This is a genomic window from Hymenobacter yonginensis (assembly GCF_027625995.1).
Taxonomy (GTDB): Bacteria; Bacteroidota; Bacteroidia; order Cytophagales; family Hymenobacteraceae; genus Hymenobacter; species Hymenobacter yonginensis.
On record NZ_CP115396.1, the window covers coordinates 2,986,503 to 3,009,902 of the forward strand.

At 63.4% G+C, this 23,400-nt stretch carries 15 protein-coding genes; 8 read left to right on the top strand and 7 right to left on the bottom strand.

The features are described from left to right. Positions 1-50: 50 nt before the first annotated feature. The 6 genes from O9Z63_RS12910 to O9Z63_RS12935 form a co-directional block, all read right to left on the bottom strand. Positions 51-1,034, bottom strand: a complete 984-nt coding sequence (locus O9Z63_RS12910; protein ID WP_270125655.1) for a radical SAM protein — start codon at positions 1,032-1,034, stop codon at positions 51-53. A gap of 132 nt (positions 1,035-1,166) precedes the next feature. Continuing rightward, positions 1,167-1,934: an endonuclease III domain-containing protein gene (locus tag O9Z63_RS12915; protein WP_270125656.1), complete on the bottom strand. Its 768-nt coding sequence runs from the start codon at positions 1,932-1,934 to the stop codon at positions 1,167-1,169. Positions 1,935-2,092: 158 nt separating this feature from the next. Further along, positions 2,093-2,806: an OmpA family protein gene (locus tag O9Z63_RS12920; RefSeq protein WP_270125658.1), complete on the bottom strand. Its 714-nt coding sequence runs from the start codon at positions 2,804-2,806 to the stop codon at positions 2,093-2,095. 353 nt (positions 2,807-3,159) lie between these two features. Beyond that, positions 3,160-3,906, bottom strand: coding sequence for an OmpA family protein (locus tag O9Z63_RS12925; RefSeq protein WP_270125659.1), 747 nt, complete (start codon positions 3,904-3,906; stop codon positions 3,160-3,162). Between the two features lie 196 nt (positions 3,907-4,102). Next, a complete protein-coding gene (accD, locus tag O9Z63_RS12930) occupies positions 4,103-4,996 on the bottom strand; it encodes an acetyl-CoA carboxylase, carboxyltransferase subunit beta (RefSeq protein ID WP_270125661.1) in 894 nt (297 codons plus the stop codon). A 165-nt stretch (positions 4,997-5,161) separates the two neighbouring features. After that, a complete protein-coding gene (locus tag O9Z63_RS12935) occupies positions 5,162-6,214 on the bottom strand; it encodes a class I fructose-bisphosphate aldolase (protein WP_270125662.1) in 1,053 nt (350 codons plus the stop codon). Positions 6,215-6,384: 170 nt separating this feature from the next. Between O9Z63_RS12935 and O9Z63_RS12940 the strand changes: the two genes are divergently transcribed. Beyond that, the gene (locus O9Z63_RS12940; protein WP_270125663.1) at positions 6,385-7,395 is read left to right on the top strand and encodes an OmpA family protein; all 1,011 of its coding nucleotides are present in this window, start codon (positions 6,385-6,387) and stop codon (positions 7,393-7,395) included. A 104-nt stretch (positions 7,396-7,499) separates the two neighbouring features. Continuing rightward, on the top strand, positions 7,500-9,041 hold the full coding sequence (locus O9Z63_RS12945; protein ID WP_270125664.1) for a hypothetical protein: 1,542 nt from the start codon (positions 7,500-7,502) through the stop codon (positions 9,039-9,041). Between the two features lie 70 nt (positions 9,042-9,111). Here O9Z63_RS12945 and O9Z63_RS12950 read toward each other — a convergent pair whose 3' ends face one another. Continuing rightward, a complete protein-coding gene (locus O9Z63_RS12950) occupies positions 9,112-13,554 on the bottom strand; it encodes a PKD domain-containing protein (protein WP_270125665.1) in 4,443 nt (1,480 codons plus the stop codon). Positions 13,555-14,379: 825 nt separating this feature from the next. Here O9Z63_RS12950 and O9Z63_RS12955 point away from each other — a divergent pair. The 6 genes from O9Z63_RS12955 (at position 14,380) to O9Z63_RS12980 (ending at position 23,365) form a co-directional block, all read left to right on the top strand. Continuing rightward, complete coding sequence (locus O9Z63_RS12955) at positions 14,380-15,915, top strand: AMP-binding protein (RefSeq protein ID WP_270125666.1); 1,536 nt, start codon at positions 14,380-14,382, stop codon at positions 15,913-15,915. 2 nt (positions 15,916-15,917) lie between these two features. Continuing rightward, the gene (locus O9Z63_RS12960; RefSeq protein ID WP_270125667.1) at positions 15,918-17,066 is read left to right on the top strand and encodes a DUF3419 family protein; all 1,149 of its coding nucleotides are present in this window, start codon (positions 15,918-15,920) and stop codon (positions 17,064-17,066) included. After that, positions 17,059-18,267, top strand: a complete 1,209-nt coding sequence (locus tag O9Z63_RS12965; protein ID WP_270125668.1) for an aminoglycoside phosphotransferase family protein — start codon at positions 17,059-17,061, stop codon at positions 18,265-18,267. Before O9Z63_RS12960 ends, O9Z63_RS12965 begins: the two co-directional genes overlap by 8 nt. Before the next feature lie 216 nt (positions 18,268-18,483). Next, positions 18,484-19,386 (top strand): UbiA prenyltransferase family protein, encoded by a 903-nt coding sequence (locus O9Z63_RS12970; RefSeq protein ID WP_270125670.1) that lies wholly within the window; start codon positions 18,484-18,486, stop codon positions 19,384-19,386. 204 nt (positions 19,387-19,590) lie between these two features. Further along, a complete protein-coding gene (locus tag O9Z63_RS12975) occupies positions 19,591-22,134 on the top strand; it encodes a PEP/pyruvate-binding domain-containing protein (protein ID WP_270125672.1) in 2,544 nt (847 codons plus the stop codon). Positions 22,135-22,297: 163 nt separating this feature from the next. Next, on the top strand, positions 22,298-23,365 hold the full coding sequence (locus O9Z63_RS12980) for a hypothetical protein (protein WP_270125673.1): 1,068 nt from the start codon (positions 22,298-22,300) through the stop codon (positions 23,363-23,365). Positions 23,366-23,400: the final 35 nt, after the last annotated feature.

Consider the following 23,400-nt stretch of genomic DNA (forward strand, 5'->3'; position numbering starts at 1 on the left):
AAAGCTACTCGCTGGCGGCCGGGCGGTGGCTACTTTCTGCTTGCCTAGGTTTACCGCGCCAGCATGCGTTTCCAGGTGCCTTTGGTCCAGTTGTATTTGAGGGTGCTGGGCAGCGCCTGCCAGAAATACTTGCTGGTTTCGACGGCAAAGCTGGGCTGCATATAGCAGTTGATGGTACAGCCCTCGCACTGCGGCAGGCGGCCTTCCAGCGCTACCAGGCGGCCCACTTCGGGCGCGTGGTAGAGGTCGTAGAGCTGGCCGTTGATGGGAAATTTCTGCTCGCCGAGGTGGTAGCAGGGTAGAACCAGCTCGTTGGAGGGCGAAATAACCAGTGTGGTGCTGGCCGCCCGGCACACGGGCGCCGCCACGTGGTTGCCACCGTCGCGCCGGAGCTCAATGAAGGCCTCGTTGAGGTACACGCCCTTGCGCTTGCCAAAGGCCGACAGGTAGTCCAGCTCGGCCGGCGTCAGCTGCCCGCCGGTTTCCACGGTGTTGTACTCGAAGGCCGGGTTCAGAATCAGCACTAGGCCGTTGGGCTGGGTGATGTCGCGGTACACGGCTTCCAGCTCGTGCAAGTTTTCGCGGAACACCGTGAACAGCACGTCAGGCCGCTCACCCAGCTCCCGGGCCACGCGGATGCTTTCCAGCACGAAATCGTAGCAGGCCACGCCCCGGCCCTTGTCGTGCACCTCCTTCTCCGACGAGTCGAGGGAGAAATGCAGCATGTCCACTTTGCCGCGCAGCTTCTCGGCGTATTTGGGGTAGAGTAGGCAGTTGGTGGTGAGAGTGGTGATGAAGCCCATGTCGTGGGCCAAACCTACAAACTCATGAATCTGGCGGTGCAGCAGCGGCTCGCCGCCCGTAAAGTCCACCACCGACACGCCTAGGCGCTTCAGGTCGCGCAGGTTGCGCTCCACATCTTCCAGCGTGATGTAGGGCGAGGGTTTCTCCCAGATGTCGCAGAACGAGCACTTGGCATTGCACCGGTACGTGACGTAGTAATTGCACAAAACCGGATGACGAACTAAGCGCATTTTTTTGGAGCTGTAAGCTTTAAGCTGCAAGCTACAAGCTTTTGCTGGGGTGTAGCGGCACACTGTGGAACAGAGCACATAAGCAGAGCTTGCAGCTTACGGCTTACGGCTTGCAGCTCATAGCTTGTAGCCCTAATGCGCCAGCGCGCCCCAGGCGGTGTCCCAGTGGGTGGGCGTGGCGGCCAGGGCCTCGGGGGTAGCGGGGCCGTGGTGCTCCAGGTAGTAGTTGCAGAAGCCCTTGAGCGGGCACCGGGCGCAGTCGGGCTTGGTGAAGAAGCACACCTTCTGGCCGTGCCAGTAGTTGTGCTTGTGAAAATTGAGTAGCGTCAGGGCATCCTTCGGCAGCTGCTCCAGCAACACCTGGTGGGCCTTGTCAGCGGAGGCTTTGGGCCCGATCATGCCCACGCGCTGCGCGATGCGGTGCACGTGCGTATCGACGGGCAGTACGGGCTTGCCGAAATTAAACAGCAGCACCAGCGAGGCCGTTTTCAGGCCGATACCGGGCATATCGTTCAGCCACGCCATGCCTTTTTCCGTGGGCCAGTCGGCCAGAAAATCCAGCTCAAACGCCCCGCGTTCCGCCCAGATCCGGCGCAGAATCTCCTGGATGCGGGGCGCCTGGGTGTCGGGCCAGCGAGTAGTGCGGATGGCGTGGGCCAGCTCGGCGGTTGGCGCCGCCAGCACTCCAGCCCAATCGCCGAAGGCTTCCAGCATCCGGTCGTAGGCCAGTTCCTCGTCGGCGTGGGTGGTGCGGTGGGAAAGCACCGTGGAAATCAGCTCCCGCATAGGCGAGCGGCGCGGCGTATCCAGCGAGAGCGGCGGATAAAACTCGTTCAGCAGCTGGTGGTTTTGCAGGGTCTTGTCGGCAGCCGGCGAAGAGTAGGTGGCGGGGGTGGGCATGTCTGCTTGTACCGGCCGGCCGGGCTCGGGGTTGCGCCCGGCGCCTAACTCCCCTGCCCCAGAGCCGACGGCGCAGGCAGCCGGACACAAAAAAACGGCAGCTCCCTGCGGAAGCTGCCGTTTTTCAGACTAGTGCTTTAGCGGACTATCCAGCCAGCTTAGATGGTGCCTTTTTCGGCAGCCTTCTTCAGCTTCTCGTTGGCGAAGATGGCAATTTCCACGCGGCGGTTGGCAATGCGGCCGGCTTCGGTGGAGTTGTCAGCTACAGGCTGGCGCGAGCCATAGCCCGTTACGGTGAAGCGCGAAGCGTCTACGCCCTGCTGCTGCGTGTAGTTGGCCACGGCCTGAGCCCGGCGCTGCGACAGTGGGTCGTTGATGGCGTCCGAACCGCTGGTGTCGGTGTGGCCTTCCACGATGACGTTGGTGTCGCCGTACTTGATGAGGGTTTTAGCCAGGTCCTGGATGTTGGCCTGCGCAGCCGAGGTCAGAGCCGACGAGTTCTTAGCGAACAGCAGGCCCGAGTCGAAGGTGATTTTGATGCCTTCCCCTACGCGCTCCACTTTGGCGCCGGCCATTTCCTTTTTCAGCTCAGCCGCCTGCTTGTCCATGCGGCGGCCAATCAGCGCACCACCGGCACCGCCCACGGCAGCTCCAATGATGGCACCTTTAGCCGTGCCCGACTTACCGCCAATTACGCGGCCCAGTACGGCACCACCGGCCGCGCCACCCAGGCCACCGATTACGGCGCCTTTAGCGGTTTTGCTCCAGGGCTTCTTGGTGGTAGTTGTGCCGGCATCCTGAGCCTGTACCGTGCTGGTGCCAAACAGCAGCACAGCCATCATCAAAGCGAAAAGTGAACGAAGGTTTTTCATGAGTGAAAAAGAGGTTAAGGGGTTTCGGAGTTGGTGAAGAAAAGAGCAGAACAGTGGCAGCCGCTGAGTGGCTCTGTGGTGAGGTAATTCGCAACCACCTTGCCAAAAACGCATTTCGGTGTCTAAAATTGCTGAAAAGTTCGTTTTCAGCTAATGGAAGGCGTTTTTATTGAGCGATATTTTTACAAATCAGGCTGAGCACTTGCCTTTTAGCCCACAGTAATTCCTGCCGTATTGCGGCTGCCTTCAGCAGCCATACAACCGCACGAAAGGCCGCAAGGTGGGCTCAACCTACGCAAAAAAAAGGCCGCACAGAGCGTGCGGCCTTTTTTAGTGTGCGAATGCCTGACGGCTTACAGTTTGCCGGCTTCGGCAGCCTTCTTCATTTTTTCGTTGGCATAGATGGCAATTTCTACGCGGCGGTTAGCCTGCTTGCCAGCTTCCGTGGTGTTGTCGGCAATAGGCTGCGACGAGCCGTAGCCGCTGCTGGTGATGCGCGAAGCATCTACACCCTGCTGCTGCGTGTAGTTGGCCACAGCCTGAGCGCGGCGCTCCGACAGCGGCTGGTTGATGGCATCCGAGCCCGAAGCATCGGTGTGGCCTTCTACCAGTACGTTGGTGTCGGGGTACTTCTGCAGTACGGCCGCCATCTTCTGGATTTCGGTCATCGAAGCAGGACGCAGGTCGCTCTTGTTGGTGTCGAAGAGGATGCCCGAGTCGAAGGTGATTTTGATGCCTTCGCCTACACGCTCCACTTTGGCGTTCTGCATGTCGCGCTGCAGGTCTTCAGCCTGCTTGTCCATTTTGCGGCCGATCAGAGCCCCACCGGTGCCGCCTACTGCAGCGCCAATGATGGCACCAGCAGCCGTGCCGTTTTTGCCGCCAATCACGCGGCCCAGAATAGCGCCGGCTGCAGCACCGCCGCCAGCCCCGATGAGGCCGCCTTTAGCCGTTTTGCTCATTCCCGTCTTGCGGGGGCCGGTGCCGTTGGTGTCAGGAGCGTCCGGAATGTTGGGATTGCGGGGCTGAGAAGTAGCGCATGAGCCCAGCAGCAGCGTGAAGGCCATGAAGAACGAGAGCAGCGAATTAGGAGCTTTCATTGAAGTGAACTAGGGAGTGAGAAAAATCAAGTGAGGTTGGTCGTGCTTTACTGGAATTACCGCTAAAAAGTTGGCCGAATATAGACTTGCATCTATATCAACCAATGGCTCAGGCAGAAAAAAACCATGCGGCAAAATGCCCGGCCCATGCAGCAAATCCGCACAGACCGGGCATTTTCAACAAGTGTGCCGAAAGTTAGCGGGCCCGCTGGCCCAGCTTGGCTCCAACCGGCTCGGCCGCCTCGGTAGGGCGCAGCATGCCCAGCAAATCAGACAGTTGCTGCTTGAGCTGCTTGCGGTCGACAATAAAATCGAGGAAGCCGTGCTCCAGCACAAACTCGGCGCTCTGGAAGCCCTTCGGCAAATCCTTGCCGATGGTCTCCTTGATAACACGCGGCCCGGCAAACCCGATGAGGGCACCCGGCTCGGCAATGTTGAAGTCGCCGAGCATGGCAAACGAGGCCGTTACACCGCCGGTGGTGGGGTCGGTGAGCAGCGAAATGTAGGGCACGCCGGCTTCGGAAAGCAGCGCCAGCTTGGCCGAGGTTTTGGCCATCTGCATCAGCGAGAAGCCGGCTTCCATCATGCGGGCGCCGCCGGAGCGCGAAATCATCAGGAAGGGCAGGCGCTGCTGGCGGGCGTAATCAATGGCGCGGGCAATCTTCTCGCCGACCACCGAGCCCATGGAGCCGCCGATGAAGCGGAAGTCCATGGCGGCTACCACTAGGCCCTGGCCGTTGGAGAGGCCGTGCGCCGTCCGGACGGCGTCGCGCAGGCCGGTCGTCTTTTCAGTAGCCACCAGGCGTTGCGGATAGGCTTTAGTATCCACGAAGTGTAGCGGGTCGCCGGAGTGCATATCGGCATCCAGCTCCGTAAACTGCCCGTCGTCGAAGAGGAAATCGAAGTATTCGGCCGCGTCAATCCGGTCGTGGTGGTTGCAGTTGCCGCAGGTGGAGAGCAGGCGCTTGTGCTCGGCCATGGTGGCCACGGTTTTGCACTCGGGACACTTGTACCACAGCCCGTCCGGCGTCTCCTTCTTTTGCTCCGTCGGCGTGACGATGCCCTTTTCTACGCGCTTAAACCAAGACATTCTTTTTAGGTGATTAGGTGATTAGGGAATGAGGCGATGAAGCAAATAAGTAGTCAGGCTGAGAAGGTAAGCATTTATAAAGGGTTGGTGTTGTCTAACAGATATGTTGCTGTCAGCAAGTTTCTATTCCCTTATTACCTCATCACTTAATTACTTCATAACCACTTACGCCAGCGTGATGGCCGGGTCCAGGTATACGTCCTGGATGGCGTTGAGGAGATGTACGCCTTCAGCGAAAGGCCGCTGAAAGGCTTTGCGGCCCGAAATCAGGCCCTGGCCGCCGGCGCGCTTGTTGATGATGGCCGTGCGCACGGCGTCGGCCTGGTCGGTGGCGCCTTTGCTTTCGCCGCCGGAGTTGATGAGGCCGATGCGGCCCATGTAGCAGTTGGCTACCTGGTAGCGGGTCAGGTCGATGGGGTTGTCGGAGGCCAGCTGGTCGTACATGGCCGGGAAGGTCTTGCCGAATTTGAGCGTGCTGAAGCCGCCGTTGTTTTCGGGCAGCTTCTGCTTGATGATGTCGGCCTGAATGGTTACGCCGAGATGGTTGGCCTGGCCAGTGAGGTCGGCCGACACATGGAAGTCTTTATCGTCGGTTTTGAAGGCGTTGTTGCGGGTGTAGCACCACAGCACCGTGGCCAAGCCCAGCTCGTGGGCCAGCGCAAACGCCTCACTCACCTCCTGTAGCTGCCGGCCCGATTCCTCGGAGCCGAAATAGATGGTGGCCCCCACCGCCGTGGCGCCCAGGTTCCAGGCCTCCTTCACCGAGCCGAACATGATCTGGTTGAACTTATTGGGGTAGGTCAGCAGCTCGTTGTGGTTGATTTTAACCAGGAACGGGATTTTGTGGGCGTACTTGCGGGCCACCGTCCCGAACGTGCCGAAGGTGGTAGCTACGGCATTGCAGCCGCCTTCCACGGCCAGCCGGATGATGTTTTCGGGGTCGAAGTACATCGGGTTGGGGCCGAAGGCGGAGCCGGCCGTGTGCTCGATGCCTTGGTCGACGGGCAGGATGCTGAGGTAGCCGGTGCCGCCCAGCCGCCCGTGGTTATACAGCTGGCCCAGGCTGCGCAGCACCTGCGGCGTGCGGTTGCCGGGCACAAAGCAGCGGTCCAGAAAGTCGGGGCCGGGCTGATGCAGCAGGTCTTTGCGGATGGTTTTGCACTCGTGCTGGAGCAGCGCCTCGGTTTCGGCGCTCAGGGAAGCAGTAGGAGATGCCATGGCAGAAGGGGAAGGAAAGGGCCGCTGAAATCAGCCGTCAAATATAGGTTGAAAATCGGTTGATTGCGGGGCGGCATTGCAACATGCAGCAGCCCCTGAGTACCTTGCCGCGGGATGGAGCGGGCCCAGAGCCCGGCCGCCCAACTCTGGCTTTTCAACCCGTGTGTTTCGTGAACAACTCTGTTTCTCTGCTTCCTGCGCTGGCCCTGGTGGCGGCCCTGGCACTGCCCGGCTGTGTGGCCTCCAAAAAATACGACGACCTGAAGGCCCGCCAGGCGTCCACGGAACAAGGCAAGGCCGAAGCCGAGCGCCAGCAGCGCACGGCCGTAGCCGAGCTGCGCAAAGCCACCGACGAGCTGGCCGAAATGCGCCTGCAGAACCGCCGCCTCCAGGACGACTCCACACAGACCGGCACCGCCCTGCGCCGCACCCGCCAGCTCTACACCCAGCTCACCGACAGCTACGACAAGCTGCTGAAAAACTCCGACCGGGAGCTGGCCAACAAGTCGTCGGACTACAACAAGGTGGCCCAGGACCTGGCGCGCCGCGAGGCCGAGCTGGGCGAGCTGGACGCCGGCCTGCGCCGCAGCCGCGCCGACATCGACAAGCTCAACGCCGACCTGAAAACCCGCGAAGCCCGCTTGGCGGAGCTGCAGAAAGCCCTAGCCGAAAAAGACAAAGCCGTGAACGACCTGCGCGCCAGCGTCACGAACGCGCTGCGCGGCTTCCAGGGCACCGATTTGCAGGTGCAGATGAAGGACGGCAAGGTGTACGTGTCGCTGTCGGAACAGCTGCTGTTCAAGTCGGGCTCGACGAAGGTGGACCCCAAGGGCCAGGAGGCGCTCAAGCAGCTGGCCACCGTGCTGCAGCAGCAACCCGACGTGAACGTGGTGGTGGAAGGCCACACCGACAACGTGCCGTTCAGCCGCCCAGCCGGCGCCATGCAGGACAACTGGGATTTAAGCGTACTGCGGGCCACCGAAATTGCGCGGCTACTGGCCGCGGGCGGCGTGCCGCCGCAGCGCGTTACGGCCTCAGGCCGCAGCCAGTACGTGCCCGTGGCCGCCAACGACTCGCCCCAGAACAAGGCCCTCAACCGCCGCACCGAAATCATCCTGACGCCCAAGCTCAACGAGCTGCTGAAGATTCTGGACTCGAACTCGACGACGGGCGGCAAATAAATACCGGCGGGGTTGTTTCCTATTCCTCACTCTATCAACTACTTTCAAAGGGCAGCCGCTAGCGGCTGCCCTTTATTGTTTTTCATCCTTATCCCCTCTTCGTTATGCGCATACATTTCCGCATCTGCTTTATCCTACTGAGCATCTTACTGCTGGCCAGCGCGCCGGGCGCCCACGCCAGCCACGTGCTGGGCGGCGACCTTGACTACAGCTACATTCCCGGCTCGGCTTCGCAGTACCGCATTACGGCGCGGCTGTACAGCAACCCAGCCGATGCAGGTGCCATGTTTCCCGACCCCACGAGCCTGTCTTTGTTCGGTTCGCAAAATGGGTGTACCAGCACTTCAGCCAACAATTTTCAGTTGGTGGTGCCCCGCATGCAGCTCACGCGCCGGGCACTGGGGTGTGCGGTCAATGGGCGCAGCTACAACATCAGCCAATATGAAGCCACCGTGACGCTGCCGCCGGGCCAATGGACGCTCAAGGCCATCGAGGAGCTGCGCTCGGGTGGCATGCTAAACCTGCTTGATAGCGGCACACAGGGCTTTTACATAACGGCCTACCTTGACAACTCCAGCGGCCTAATCAACAACTCGCCGCGCTTCACCTCCTTTACGCTGCCCTACGTGTGCGGCAGCCAGCCAAACCGCTACAGCTTCAGCACCTTCGAGCCTGACGGCGACTCGCTGGTGTACCGCTCCGTGCAGCCGCTGGCTAGCACCCTAACAGAACAGGGCTGCGGCAATACCATTCCGTACACCAGCTACAGCGCCGGGCAGTTTCAGGACCCTGTCAGCGGGCAGACGGCGACGTACCCGGCCGGGCAGTTCACGGCGGGGTTTCCGCTGCTGTCGTTTCGGGCTATCAACGGGGTGGCGGTACCGCAGTTCGAGCTGAACGCAGCCAACGGCGACCTGCAAACCACCCCCGTAACGGTACGTGGCTTCAACACCGTGGCCGTGCAGGTAGACGAGTACCGCCGTGTGAATGGCACCTGGAGGCGCATCGGCAGCGTAATGCGCGACGTAGTATACTCCGTGTTTGATGCGGGTGGCAACCGCAACCCCGGCTTCACGGGCCTGCAGATTGGCGGCACCAGCCAGCCCCTCGACCAGACCATCGTGGTGCAGCGCGGCCAGCAAGTGGCGCTGACGCTCACGGCCGCCGACCCCGACGCGGGACAGGCCGTGCAGATCAGCAGCGACGTGGCGGCCGTTATTCCCGGGGCTTCTTTCCAGCTGCAGGGCGCCAGCCAGGCCGTGCTGAGCTGGCAAGTACCGGCCACGCTGCCGGCAGGCCGCTACTCCTTCACCGTGACGGTGGCCGACAACAACTGCCCGACCAACGGCTCGGAAGTGCGGACTATCAATTTCCGGGTTTCGGCGCCGGCTTTGGCTACGGCCAGCACCCGGGCCCGGGTGCTGGCGGCTTACCCGATGCCGTTCCGCAGCCAGGTGCAGTTTCAGCTCCCCACGCCCGGCGTGCAGCCTGTGTACGTCACCGATGGCCTGGGCCGGCTGATAGCCACGCTGCAAAGCCGCCCCGATGGCACCGTGGCCTGGGCGCCGGCGGCCAGCGTAGCTCCGGGCGCCTATTTTGCCCGGCCGGTTTCAGGCGAAGCGGTATTCCGGCTGCTGCGCGAATAACATTTTGTCTCCACAGATTACGGGGCGGTTTCCTGACGGAGGCCGCCCCATAGTCTGTGCAGGCGAGCTGCTAGCGTATCAGCCGGAATTGAGTTGGTCGGCCGGGGCCTGTAATCCGAAGAAAGTAGACGCCGGCTTGTAACGGGAGCTGAGACACATCCAGCTCGGCCCTTTTGCTGCCTGGTGCCAACTGCAGTTCCCCCTGCCCCACGGTACGGCCCAGGGGAGCAAGCAGGCTGTATTGCACCACAGGCCCGGGCGCAGCCGGGAAGTTCAGCGTATAGCGACCTGATGGTGAAGGGTTGGGATATAGCGTAACCTGAGGCACGGCAGTAGCAGGTGTTGCCAAGGCCGTTTGCGGCCGGGGCACCGCGCCCGTCCCGCGCCAGACTTCCAAGCCCGACAGGTTCACGGTGCCGCCCGTGCTGGTCAGCGCCAGCGTACCGGCCGCCGTCACGCTTACATCATACGGCCCGAGCTTGGCCCAGGTGCCGGCCGAACCGCTGTTGTAGTTGGCCTCAACTGGCAGCCCGTTCAAACTCAGCGAAAATACTTCCGGGTTATTGTCTTCCCAGACGTAGGCCCACACCCGATACTGGCCGGCCGGCACGCCGCTGAGCGTGGCCGTCAGCCCGGTTACCTTCCAAGCCGAGCTGCGGATCATGCTCGTGCGCGGCGCGTCGGTGGCTGGCACCAGCGGCACAGCGGTGGTGCTAAAGGTGGCGCCGTTGGTGGCGAAGCCCGGGGCCGTGCCGCCTTCCCAAGCGTTGCCGTCCAGGCTCACGGCCGCCCCGCCCACGTTGATGGCCCGGTAGAAGGCATAGCTCGTACCACCGCTGGCGTTGACCTGCACGCTCACCTGGTCGGGTGTGCTGCTGGCTCCACCGTTGTCAGTGACCACCAGACTGAACACGTACGTGCCCGCTACCAGCCCACTCACCGTAGGCTGAGCGGCAGCCAGCGAGGAAAATGCGGCTGTATTTGGTCCGCTAACCTGGCTCCAGGTATAGGTGTTGATGGTGCCGTCCGGATCGGTGCCGCTGCCTAGTAGTTGCGCTGTGCTAGTCGGCAGGGTCAGGGTTTGATCCGGACCAGCATTGGCCGCGGGCGGCTGGTTGGTGGGTGGCGTACTCGTGCTACGCCAGACTTCCAAGCCCGACAGGTTCACGGTGCCGCCCGTGCTGGTCAGTGCCAGCGTACCGGCCGCCGTCACGCTTACATCATACGGCCCGAGCTTGGCCCAGGTGCCGGCCGAACCGCTGTTGTAGTTGGCCTCAACTGGCAGCCCGTTCAAACTCAGCGAAAATACTTCCGGGTTATTGTCTTCCCAGACGTAGGCCCACACCCGATACTGGCCGGCCGGCACGCCGCTGAGCGTGGCCGTCAGCCCGGTTACCTTCCAAGCCGAGCTGCGGATCATGCTCGTGCGCGGCGCGTCGGTGGCTGGCACCAGCGGCACAGCGGTGGTGCTAAAGGTGGCGCCGTTGGTGGCGAAGCCCGGGGCCGTGCCGCCTTCCCAAGCGTTGCCGTCCAGGCTCACGGCCGCCCCGCCCACGTTGATGGCCCGGTAGAAGGCATAGCTCGTACCACCGCTGGCGTTGACCTGCACGCTCACCTGGTCGGGTGTGCTGCTGGCTCCACCGTTGTCAGTGACCACCAGACTGAACACGTACGTGCCCGCTACCAGCCCACTCACCGTAGGCTGAGCGGCAGCCAGCGAGGAAAATGCGGCTGTATTTGGTCCGCTAACCTGGCTCCAGGTATAGGTGTTGATGGTGCCGTCCGGATCGGTGCCGCTGCCTAGTAGTTGCGCTGTGCTAGTCGGCAGGGTCAGGGTTTGATCCGGACCAGCATTGGCCGCGGGCGGCTGGTTGGTGGGTGGCGTACTCGTGCTACGCCAGACTTCCAAGCCCGACAGGTTCACGGTGCCGCCCGTGCTGGTCAGTGCCAGCGTACCGGCCGCCGTCACGCTTACATCATACGGCCCGAGCTTGGCCCAGGTGCCGGCCGAACCGCTGTTGTAGTTGGCCTCAACTGGCAGCCCGTTCAAACTCAGCGAAAATACTTCCGGGTTATTGTCTTCCCAGACGTAGGCCCACACCCGATACTGGCCGGCCGGCACGCCGCTGAGCGTGGCCGTCAGCCCGGTTACCTTCCAAGCCGAGCTGCGGATCATGCTCGTGCGCGGCGCGTCGGTGGCTGGCACCAGCGGCACAGCGGTGGTGCTAAAGGTGGCGCCGTTGGTGGCGAAGCCCGGGGCCGTGCCACCTTCCCAGGCATTGCCATCCAGGCTCACAGCCGTCCCGCCCACATTGATGGCCCGGTAAAAGGCGTAGGTAGGCGCCGTGCTGCAATCCGGGTTCAGGCGTATTTCCCGGGTGGTGGCCAAGCCCGCCGCGTCCGTTACGGTCAGTACCACGCGGTAGTAATAGGTTTCGGCGCCGCAGCCTACCGGGGTGGTCGTGAGGCTGCCTTCGGTGGTAGTCTGGATAGGCTCAGGATGCTCGTGGTCGGCGTGGTGCAGGAAGCTCTGCCATTGGTAGCTCAGTTGGGCCGGGCTGTGCTCCTGGTCCGTGACAGTGGCGCGCAGCACAAAGCTGGTCTGGCTGGCAATGGAGTACAGCGTATTCGGGGCCGGGCTGGTAATCGTGACCTGCGGCGGCGTATTGTTGGCTGAAATCAGCAGCGTGGCCTGGCCGGTCTGGCCCTGCGGGTCCGTCACGGTCAGCCGGACGGTGTACGCCGTGGGAGCCGTGGTAGGCGTCACGAAGCTATGCGTGGGGCTGGCCACCGTGCTGGTGGTGCCATCACCAAAATCCCACCGATACGTGAGAGCCTGGTTTTCGGGGTCGGTGGAGGCCGTGCCGGTAAACTGTACGCTCAGCGGACTTGCCCCAAAGCTCAGGTTAGAGCTGGCCACGGCCACCGGCGGCTGGTTGACAGGGCTATAGGTGACTTTGCGGATTTCGGAAGGAAAGTTGACGTAGTATAGGCCGGGCGTGGTGGGGTGTACCGCCAGGTAGACCGGCACGGCATCAGCCGAAACAAAATCACGCACGGCGGACGGAGTGTTCGTTCCGCTCACCGTCATATTGCGAATCCAGCCTCCGGAGTAGTCGCCGAAAAAGTAGGTATTTTGATACTGCGCCGGAAAATCGGTGTACGGATAAAACACGCCGCCTACGCTGGCGCTGCCGCCAAACTGTGGCCCCGAAACCGGCGAGCCAGCTGCTCCGATATTGACGACGCCCGGCGTGGAGCCGCTGAAGATCCCCGTGCGCGAAGGCCCGGTATCGTGGTGCCAGTCGATGAGTGGGCGCGTATGCACAAAGGTGGGAATCGAGGCCGGAATAGCCTGCCCCCCGCAGGAATTGGTGAAGGTGGCCGTACCGCTAGGCGTGGCCTGTACCAGCAGGTTTTTGAAGTAGAAATATTGCTGCGTACAGCCGTTGACGCCATACTGCGGGTTGGGGGCGTAGAAATTGTACTGATTGGGGCCCTGATACGTGGTATTGGGCTCCAGCCCTTCAAAAAGCGGCCAGCCCATATTCTGCCGGGCCTGGCTCACAACGTCCACTTCCTCCCAGGTGAAATAGCCCACGTCGCCGACGTAGAGCGTACCGGGGTTGCCGTCAGCCGGGTTGGTGCTGCCGGTGCCGGGCTTGCGCGTCATCCGAAACGGGTTGCGGAAGCCCAGCGCCCACACCTTGGAGCGGGGCGCCTGCGGATCGGCCGCAACATAGTAGGGGTTGCTGGGCACGCCGGCCCCGGTTTCGGGGTCGAGGCGCAGAATCTTGCCGTTCAAACAGTCGATGGCCTGCGCCCGGAAGGCGCCCACGTTGTCTTTGCTGGTCATCATGCCATCGGCCAGGGCCTGGGCGTAATAGGTGTTGGGGTTGCTGCCATAGTCGTTGTCGGAGCCGTGGGCGCCGTCGCCTACCGACGCCAGCAGCGTACCATCGGCCCCGAAAACCAGGCTTCCGGCGCTGTGGCTGCGCTCCAGGCAGATGACGCCCGTTGATTTGGTGGCCCCCAGCAGAATCTTGCGGCTGGCTAGGTTCACGCTGTACTGGGTGCCGCTACGCGTGGCTGTGTAGCGCGTGAGCCGGCTGATACTGGCGCTGAAATAATCGTTGGCCGTGGCGCTATAAGCCGGCGTCCCGAAGTTCATCAGATAATGCCGATCAACGAGGTAGAACAGGTAGAAATAGCCGTTGGTCTCGAACTGTGGGTGCAGCGCAAAGCCCAGCAGGCCGTGGTCGTTCCAGGCCCCTACTTCCGGGCTGATATCTAGCAGCAGCGCCCGCTGGCCGTTGTTGACCACCCATACCTTGCCCCCTCGCTCCCACACAAACATGTGGCTGCCGCTGGCATTGAACGTAAGCCCAACGGCCTCATTCCACTGATCGGAAACAAGCGTGGAGACGAAGCCCGCAGGCGGCGCCTGTGCACGCACCGGCGGCACCAAGGCCAGGAGCAGCAGGCATAGCAGTAGGTAGAGAAACTTGCGCATGGTAGCAGAAAAGTGATTTGGGCGTAGCATAGCCAGCAGACGGCTACAGGCAGACGACACAGCAGATGTGCACAGAGCAGAAACTCAGACCGGCGGGCAGACAGGCGCACAACTGACAGGCGCTGCTGCGCGGAGCCAATCGGCACTGATGGCCTGGGACTAAAACGGTGGAAAAAGCGCTGTTCGGGGCGAAGCAGCTAGAACCGGCAGGTGAGCGGTGCTGGCTAGCTTGAATGAAGGACAACCACTGCACAGCAGGTGGCAGCTCATAGGATGGTGTAATTCTATCACGCACAAACCGCCTATAGCGGCTTGCCTACCGGAATATCCCCACGGTACTTCCGGCCAACTCAACAATTCTCAGCACGCTGGCTGCAACTACGAGACAGATGAAATTTACAATAATTATTCAAATAAATAATATGATTTAATGAATATTAAATCATCAAAAATACTCTTCCCACATATTCATGTGGCTTTTTAGTCAACTCAAAATGCCAGTCTACTTGGCGCTGTGGCTGGTGCGGCTGCCTTGCTCTGTCGCAGATCAGTAGAATAGGAAACCAGCACGCTATTCTTTTTTGGCAGAATCCGCGCTACCCTTGGCCGGCTAAAGGCGTCGCTCTTTTACTTCTGAATTCTGGCAGTAACCTGCACCGAGGACTGAAAAATAGGGTGAATCTATCATTGATATAAAGTCAAAAAAACACTGCTCTTTACTGTGTTTTCACACATTTAGGCCGCTGAATGATATCTGGCATAAAGTCTAAAAACTATGAAGGATGGTTAGGCTATATGTGAGCAGCACGGCACCTTTCCAACGTCATGCAGCCACTCACCCAGATTTCCGCTTCTGCCGTACCCGGTCTCATCGCCCGACCGGGCACCGGTGCCCACCGTCGCCCGGCAGCGCCGGCCCCGGTAAGCCCCGAAATCAACTACGCGAGCCTTATTCTGGCGCAGCTGCGGCGCCATCCGGCCCAGCCGTGCCTAGTGTGGCCTGCCGCCGATGGTAGCACCAGCCAACACACCAGCCACGACCTGCTGCAACGCATTGCAACCCACCGGCAACAACTGCTGGCGGCGGGCGTGCGGCCCGGCCACTCCGTGCTGCTGGCCTTGCCTGTTAGCGCAGAGCTGATTGCGGGTTTGCTAGCCGTGCAGGCGCTGGGCGCCGTGCCGGTGCTGCCCCCCGCCGGGGCTTCTGCATGGCAGCTGCTGCAGCTTACGCGCTGCCTAGGCATCCGGGCGGTACTGACCGGCCCTGCTGCTTCGCCTCTGGTCCGGCTGGCGGCCGGGCTGTGCGGTGTGCAGCTGCTGGCGGCAGTAGATAGGCCGCTGGCCGCTGCTGTTGAGGGCTGGGAAGCCTGGCCGGTACCGGCGCAGCAGCCGGCGCTGGTGTCGCATAGCTCCGGCTCCACGGGGCAGCCCAAGGCCATCCGGCGCAGCCACGCAGTGCTGCAGGCCCAGCACGCGGCTATCAAGGCCGCGTTTCCGCCGTGGCAGGGGCAGCGCGACTTCCCGCTGTTTCCGAACGTGCTGCTGCACAACCTGGCGGCGGGCGTGGTAAGCGTACTGCCCGCCGTGCCCTGGCACAACCTGCGGCAACTCAACCCGGCCCGGATTGTAGAGCAGCTGCAAACAGAACAGATCCAGACCCTGACCGGTAACGTGGCCTACTTCACCGCTTTGCTTGCGCACCTGCAGCAGCAACCGGTTGCGCTGCCTCACGTGGTGGCCGTGGGCGTGGGTGGCTCACCGGTGCCGGAGCCGCTGGCGCAGCAGCTGCGGCAGGCGTTCGGGCAGGCGGCGGTGCACATCATTTACGGCTCATCGGAGGCCGAGCCCATTGCCGTGCGGCAGGTGACCGACGACGTGCCCGACCCACTGGCCGGATACTGCGTGGGCCCCATTCAGGCTGGGCTGGAATGGCGTTTTGAGTTGCTGGGCGTGCTGCAGGGCCGCGCCACGCCCGGCCAGCCGGTGGGCGAGCTGTGGGTGCGGGGCGCGCACGTGGCCGCCCCGTCCGGCGAGTGGCTCCGTACCGGCGACTACGGCTACGTGGCCGATGGCCTACTCTACCTCACCGGCCGTCAGGGCAACGAGCAACTGCACCACGGCGTGCAGCACTACCAATTGGAGCACCTGCTCTACCACCTGCCCGGCGTGGAGCGCGCCGCCGCTCGCGCCGACGCCGCGGGCTTCACGGTGTTCGTGCAGGGCACCGTACCGCCCGCAAGCGTAGCCCAACTGCTGGCCGAGCAATTTCCGCAGGTGCCGGTGCTGGGCATTCAGGCGCGGGCCACGCTGCCCATAGACGCGCGCCATCATTCCAAAATTCTCTACTCTCAACTTCGCTAGCTATGGAATCCGAGTTCTACAAAGTGGCGCTGGACCGCCTGCTCTATTCGCTGGTGTGGGAAGACAGCCGTACTCTCTACGGCGCCCTCACCCTGCAGCCCACCGACCACGTGCTGGTTATAGCCTCGGCGGGCTGCAACGTGCTCAATGCGCTGCTCAAGAACCCGCGCCACGTCACGGCCATCGACCTGAATCCGGTGCAGCTACAGCTGCTGCGCCTGAAGCTGCACGTCATCCGGCACCACGAGCACGCGGTGCTGCGCGGCCTGCTGGGGCTGGCCGGACCAGCGGCCGTGGCGGCAGCCTGGCAAACGGTGGCGCCCACGCTGACGGCTGCCGAGCATGGCTACTGGGCCTCGTTTTTCGAGAGCCATCCGGCCGGGATTCTCACGGCGGGGCGGCTGGAAAGCTACGTCACGGGCTTTCTGCCGACGCTGGCTCCCACCCTGCAGGCCCACCTGCGGCAGCTGCTGGAGTTTGATACGGTGGCTGAGCAGGCCGCCTACTTTGAGGCTACTCTGGCCAGTTCGGAGTTTCCGGCGCGGTTCACAGCGTATTTCGATGAGGCAAACCTGAGCAAGGGCCGCGACCCGCGCCTGTTTCGGTACGCGGCCGAGTCGGGCGGCGAGGCCTTTTACAGCCGCCTGCGCGACACGCTGCGCACCGAGCTGATGCGCGACAATTTCTTTCTGCGGTTCTTCTTCTTCGGACCCGAAAACCTGCCCTGCGCCATCCTGCCGCCCTGCTACCAGCGCCGCAACTACGCGCTGCTGCGCCGGCAGCTGCCCAAGCTCACGTTGGCAGCAGGTGAGGCTGTGGACTACCTGCGTAGCGCGGCGGGCCAGCACATCAACAAAGCCAGCCTGTCTAACATCTTCGAGTATACCAGCCCGGCCGAGTTCCAGCGGACCACGCAGGCGCTGTTTGCGAACAGCCGGCCGCTGCGGGTGGTATACTGGAACCTGCTGCTCGACCAGGGCGCCGACAACGCTCCGGGTGCGGAACCGCTGCCAGTAGCCACGGCAGTTTCTGAGCGGTTGTCGCAGCAGGAGGCCTGCTTCTACTTCCGCAACGTGCGCGTGCTCGACTCGCGCCAGATCTGCGCCGCTGCTTCTTCTGCCACACCTTCTTTCCTCGCTGACTGTGCCTGATACCACCACCCTCGACCTGGTGAGCCCGGCGTTTCTGGAAGAAATGCTGCGCGCCCACGCCCCCAATTCCGCCCACAAAGTGCTGGCCGTGGATCCCCTGCCGCTCGACAACTCCGCCAGTATTCTGGTGACGCTCACGGCGGGCCAGAGCGCCCGTCCCATCGGGCACTTCGGGCTGGCCGTGACGTTGGAAGAAGCCGGCCGGCCGCCCACGACCCATCATCTGGTGCTCAAGGTGAAGCCCCACGGCGGCGAAATATCCAGCATGCTGGCCGGGCTGGCTGGTTTGTGCGGCGGCGAGCTGGCTGCGGTGTACTCAGCCTTTGCCGAGCGCACCGGCTTCCAGCACACCCACCAGCGCGAGCTGGCCGTGTATGAGCACGCCGCGCCCGGCCTGATGCCGCGCATTTGGGGCACGCACGCCGACAAGGCAACCGGCCTTTACTGCGTGCTGATGGAGTATCTGGAAGACGTGACGCTGCTCAACTCGGTGCAGACGCCCGCCGCCTGGACCAACCACCATATCCGGACGGCGCTGGCACAGCTGGCCGCCTGGCACGCCTGCCACCTGCTGCCGCCCGGTTTTGCCGCGCCCGCCTGGCCCGACCTGCCCACCGGCGCCTACATGCAGGAGCTGGCCCCGCTCTGGACAGCACTGCTCCACAACGCCGCGCCCCGCTTCCCGGAGTTGTTCGGGGTCCAGCGTACGGCACAGCTACAGGCCGCCATCCAGCAGATTCCGCAGCGCAAGGCCTGGCTGGATGCGCGGCCCCGCACGCTCATCCACAACGACCTGAACCCGCGCAACACCTGCTTCCGGGGCGCCGGGGCCAGCCTGCAGCTCTCCGCCTACGACTGGGAGCTGGCCACTTACCACGTGCCGGTGTACGATGCCGTAGAGCTGCTCTGCTTCGTACTCGATACCGACCGCTACCACCTGCGCCCCGCCTATCTGGAGCACTACCGCCACACCCTGCACGCCCTCACCGGCCGCTACGCCGACCCAGCCGCCTTCCGCCGGGAAACCCACTACGCCGCCCTCGATTTCGGTTTGCACCGTCTGGGCATGTACCTGATGGCACATTCCGTGGGGCCCTACCCCTTCCTGCCCCGCGTGGTCGAGAGCTTCTTCGATACGCTAACCCAGACGGTGCCCACTGAAAACACCGCACCTGCCGCTATTGCCTCACACATTGCTTAAAACCTGTTTGCCTGAACTGCGGAAGCTGTCAGTGCGATGTAGAGACGCCATATTTTGCGTCTCGTCGTTGCTGATGTTTTTTGGGCAGCACGGTTCCGGTCGCCCAACGACGAGACGCAAAATATGGCGTCTCGTCGTTGGGCGATGATAACTCAAATAGCTTATCAGGTGCCGCAAAAACAGCCGCACACTCCTTCCTGCCGCTCAACTCTCCCGATGAATATCCGCCACCTGGCCGCGTACCTGAATCAGCGGTTTCCACCCGTCAATATGGGCCTGTTTGCCATTCTGTTTCTGACGGTATGGGCTGTGGCGACGCTGGATGCGGCAGGCCAGGGGCTGGGCCGGTTCCGGTGGCTGGAGGTGGGCGGCGGGCTGGCTACCATTTCCTTTTTTTTTCGCCTGCGGGTGTTCGATGAGCTCAAGGACTATGCCGCCGACGCCATCAACCACCCGCAGCGCGTGCTGCAGCGGGGCCTCGTGACGCTGCCGCAGCTGCAGCAACTGGCGTGGCTGGGCGCGGCAGGCGAGCTAGTATGGTCGGCGCGGATGGGGCGGGCGGCGCTGGGCGGCTGGGCGCTGACGCTGGGCTACAGTGTGCTGATGCGCTACGAGTTCGGCGTGAGTGCGTTTCTGAAGCGCCGGCTGGTGCTGTACGCCTTCAGCCACATGCTGATTATGCCGCTCGTCGTGTATTGGCTGTGGCAGGCGTACCAGCTGTTTCAGCCCGATGGCGCCACGCCGCCGCGGTTCTGGCTGCTGGCGGCCCTGAGCTTGCTGGGCGGCTTTGCGTTCGAGCTGGCCCGCAAAACCCACGCCCCCGCCGCCGAGCGCCCCGGCATCGATTCCTACTCCCGCACGCTGGGCTACCGCGGGGCCATTGCGGCGGTGCTGCTGGTGCTGCTGGGCGGCACTGCGGTGCAGGGCGTGCTGCTGCGGCAGCTGCAGGCCGGCAGTTGGGCGCTTGAGCTGCTGGCGGGGCTGTTTGGGCTGGCGCTGCTGGTGTACGGCCGGGCGGCGGCCAAGCCCCAGGAAAAGCTGCTGCGCACCGCCGAGCTGCTGGTATCGGTGTTCATGCTGACCAGCTACCTGGCCCTCATCGGCCTTATTCTGCTGTAGAGACGCGTATTCGCGTCTCGTCGTCCGCGTCGCCTGCCAAAACCAGAATCTTTCGGCAACCACAGGGCTTCAGTTGAAGTCGCCTGATGACCATGGCTTGCCCAACAATCGTTCGGCTCCCCCTCTCCTTTGCGGAGAGGGGGCCGGGGGGATGAGGCGCCCGGCAGCACGAGTACCAAAGCACCGTTTTATTTCACTACACCCATGATACTTCACGGTTCCACTCCGCCTGCTCACCACACCATCGGCCACAAGGCGCGCGGGCTGTTCCGGCTACAGGCAGCGGGCATGCGCGTGCCGGAGTTTCTGGTGGTGCCCGCCGAAACCTTCGATGGGCTGCTGCTGGCCGCGCCGGATGCGGCGCAGCAGCGGCAGCACCTGCAGGCGTTCCAGCTGCCCGCCGCCGACCAGCAGGCCATCCGGCAGGTGCTGGCCGGATGGGGGTTTCCGGCGCAACCGGTAGTGGTGCGCTCCTCGGTAGCCGATGAGGATGGCGCGGGCGCCTCGTTTGCGGGGCTTATGGATTCGTTTCTGAACCTGACGTCGGAGGCAGCGGTGTGGGCGGCGGTGGGACAGTGCGCGGCCAGCGCCTACTCCGAGCGGGCCCTGGCCTACCGACGGCAGAAGCAGCTGCCGCTGGCGGCGCGGCCGGCCGTCATCATTCAGCGGCAGCTGGCCGCCGAAGTCAGCGGCGTGGTGTTTTCCACGTTTCCGGAGTATCCGCAGGAAATGGCCGTGCACGCCGTCTGGGGCTTTGGCGAAGGTTTGGTGGGCGGGCAGCTGCAGCCCGATGAGTTCTACCTCGACAAGCACACCGGCACCCGCTGCCACACCCAATTAGCCGCCAAGGAAACCCAGTTTCAGTGCGCTGCCTACGTCGATGGGCTCCGGCAAACCGCCGTGCCCGCTGGCCAGCAGCACGCCGCCTGCCTCACCGATGCCCAGCTGGCCACGCTGTTTGCGGCGGCCACGCAGCTGGAGCAGCAGTTCGGCCAGCCCCAGGACCTGGAGTTTGTGGTGGAAGCTGGCCAGCCGTGGCTGGTGCAGGCGCGGCCCATCACCCAGCCCATTCCGGAGGTGGTGGTCTACGACAATTCCAACATCCAGGAAAGCTACTGCGGGGTCACGACGCCGCTCACGTTCAGCTTCGCGCAGCGCGCCTACGCCACCGTGTACCGCCAGACCATGCACGTGCTGGGGCTGCCGCCGACCCGCATTAAGGCCCACGAAAGCACCGTCACGCAGCTGCTGGGATTGGTGAAGGGGCGCATCTACTACAACATCAACAATTGGTACCGCGGCCTGCAGCTGCTGCCCTCCTTCCGCCAGAACAAGGCCGACATGGAGCGCATGATGGGCCTGGAAGAGCCCGTGGATTTCGTGGTGAGTCAGCGCAAAACGCTGGGTGCCACGCTCCGGCTGTTGCCCGGCCTGGGCCTGAACCTGCTGCGGCTGCTGCGGGCCTTCGGACAGTTGAAGAAGCGCGTGCCAGCCTTTCATGCCCACTTTCGGGCGCACTACCAGCGTTTCTACGCCCTGCCGCTAGCCACGCTCAACGGCGCGGAGCTGCGGCAGCAGAAGGACCTACTGGATGCGCAGCTGCTGCAAAACTGGACCACGCCCATCATCAACGACTTCTTCGTGATGACCACCAACGGCCGCGTGAACCGGGGTTTGCAGCGGGCCGGCATCGTGCAGCCCGACGAGTTTCTGAGCCGCTACCTGTCCGGCGACCAGCAGGTGGCCAGCACCCAACCCACGCGCCGGCTGCAGGCCCTGGCCCGCGCCGCGTGGCCCCAGGCAGCATTGCGCGAGCTGGTGCTGGCCGCCCCGCACGATCTGCACGCCCAAGTGGCCCAACTGGCGCCGGATTTTCACCGGGCCGTGGAAGAGTTCATCGGGCAGTACGGCGACCGGACGGTGGGCGAGCTGAAGCTGGAAACGGCCACCATGCGCGTGGAGCCCGCCGTTTTCTACCAATACCTGCGCAACTTCCTGCTGGCGCCTCCCGCCCCGGAAACCGAAACCGGCAGCCCTCTGCAACAGCAGGCCCGGCAGGAGCTGGCCGATAAGCTGGCCGGCCGCAGCCGCTGGTTTCGGTGGCGGCTGCAGCGCAGCCTCAACCAGCTGCAACAGGCCATCCGATACCGCGAGGCGCTACGGCTGGAGCGCACCCGGCTGTTTGGCATGTACCGGGCGCTCTACCGGGCTATGGGCACCCAGCTCACGGAGCGCGGCCAACTGGCTTTTCCCGAAGATGTGTTCTGGCTGACGGAGCCGGAGCTGCTGGCCGCCCTGGCCGACGGCGCCACTCCCCTGCTGCCGCTGGTAGCCGAGCGTCGCCGCGAGTTCCGGCAGTATGCCCAGGAAGACGTACCGTCCCGCGTGACGGTGCCCGCCCGGCCCGCTGACGCCCCGCCCCTGCCCGAAGGCGCCATAGCCGGCACCGGCTGCTACCCCGGCGTGGCCGAGGGCGAGGTAATCGTCATCACCGACCCCGGCGGCGACCTGAACGTGAGCGGCAAAATCGTGTGTGCCCTGCGCACCGACCCCGGCTGGGCAGCCCTGTTCCCAATGTGCCGCGGCGTCATCATCGAGAAAGGCTCGTCGTTATCGCACTCCGTGATTCTGCTGCGCGAGCTGGGCATCCCCACCATCATCAACGTGCCGCACGTTACGCAGCGCCTACGCACCGGCCAGCAATTCCGCCTCAACGGCGAAACCGGCCGGATTGAGGTGGTGGACTGACGCTAGAACGGCTCCGGTCCGGCGGCTTTTTCCAGCCGTGGGGCCGGTCGTCACTTGAACGTAGCCACCAGAATATACCAACGATACAACATCAGCAGGCGCGACTACCGGCCCGATGGCTTCAACAGCCGCCGAACCGGTAGGCATCAGCCACACTCCTCTTATGAACCCCATTCACCAGCTGCCCTTTGAGGGCACTTTGCCGGATTCGTTCTTTCAGATTCCCGGCCCGCTGTACGCAGCGCTGCCCTACCAGCCACAGGAAGACGCGGCGGCCGTGCGGCAGCTGTTCCGGCAGGAACTGGAGCGCAACGACATCGTGCTGTTCACCGACCACGCGCAGCTGCGGCTGGTAGGCATCTTCCCCAAGAACGGCCGCACGGCCTACTTCGGGTTCTGGGAAACTGTGGACGACGTGACCCTGAACGCAGCGGCCTTCGCGCAGCTGCAGCAGGCGGCGCGGCAGCGCGGCTACACCCACCTGCAGGGCCCACTCAACTTCAGCACCTACCACTCCTACCGCCTGCGGCTGGGCAGCGCGCCTTCCTGGCAGCAGTTCGACCGGGAGCCGGTTAACCCCACTTACTACCCCGGCCTGCTGGAGCAGCTGGGTTTTGCGCCGGTGCTGACGTTTGAAAGCCGCCTGATTGCGCCCGCCACGGTGCCGGCTGTGTATGCAGACAAAGCCGCGCTGCTGGCCGCCGTCCGGAGCCTGCCCTACGAGTTTCTGCCCCTCACGCCGGAGACCTGGCCGGAGCACGAAGCGGCGCTGTTTGAGCTGGTACACCAGGTGTTCAGCGCCAACCCGGCCTACCAGCCTATTCCGGAAAGCCAGTTCCGGCAGCTCTACAACGCCCAGTATGCCGCCCGGCTGTGCCCCCATACATCGGTGCTACTGCGCGAAAAAGCGCACGGCCGCCTGGTGGCGCTCAGCCTCTGCCACCCCAACTACGCGCCTTTGCAGCTGGGCTCCGAGCCACCCAATTTCCAGCGCGACTACCCGCGCCTGCCGCGCAAGACCCTGCTGGCCAAAACCATCGGCGTGCACCCCGATTTCCGCAACCAGCAGCTGATGAGCTACCTGGGCGCCTACGGCATGCTGGCCTTCCGCGAGTTGTACGACGAGGCCATCTTCTGCCTGATGCGCTCCGACAACTTCTCCCTGCACTTCACCGACGGCCTGCCCGCCGAAACCGCCCATTACGCGCTGTACGAGCTGCCACTGACGTGAACTGTCATTCCGAGCGGAGCGAGGAATCTGGGTGA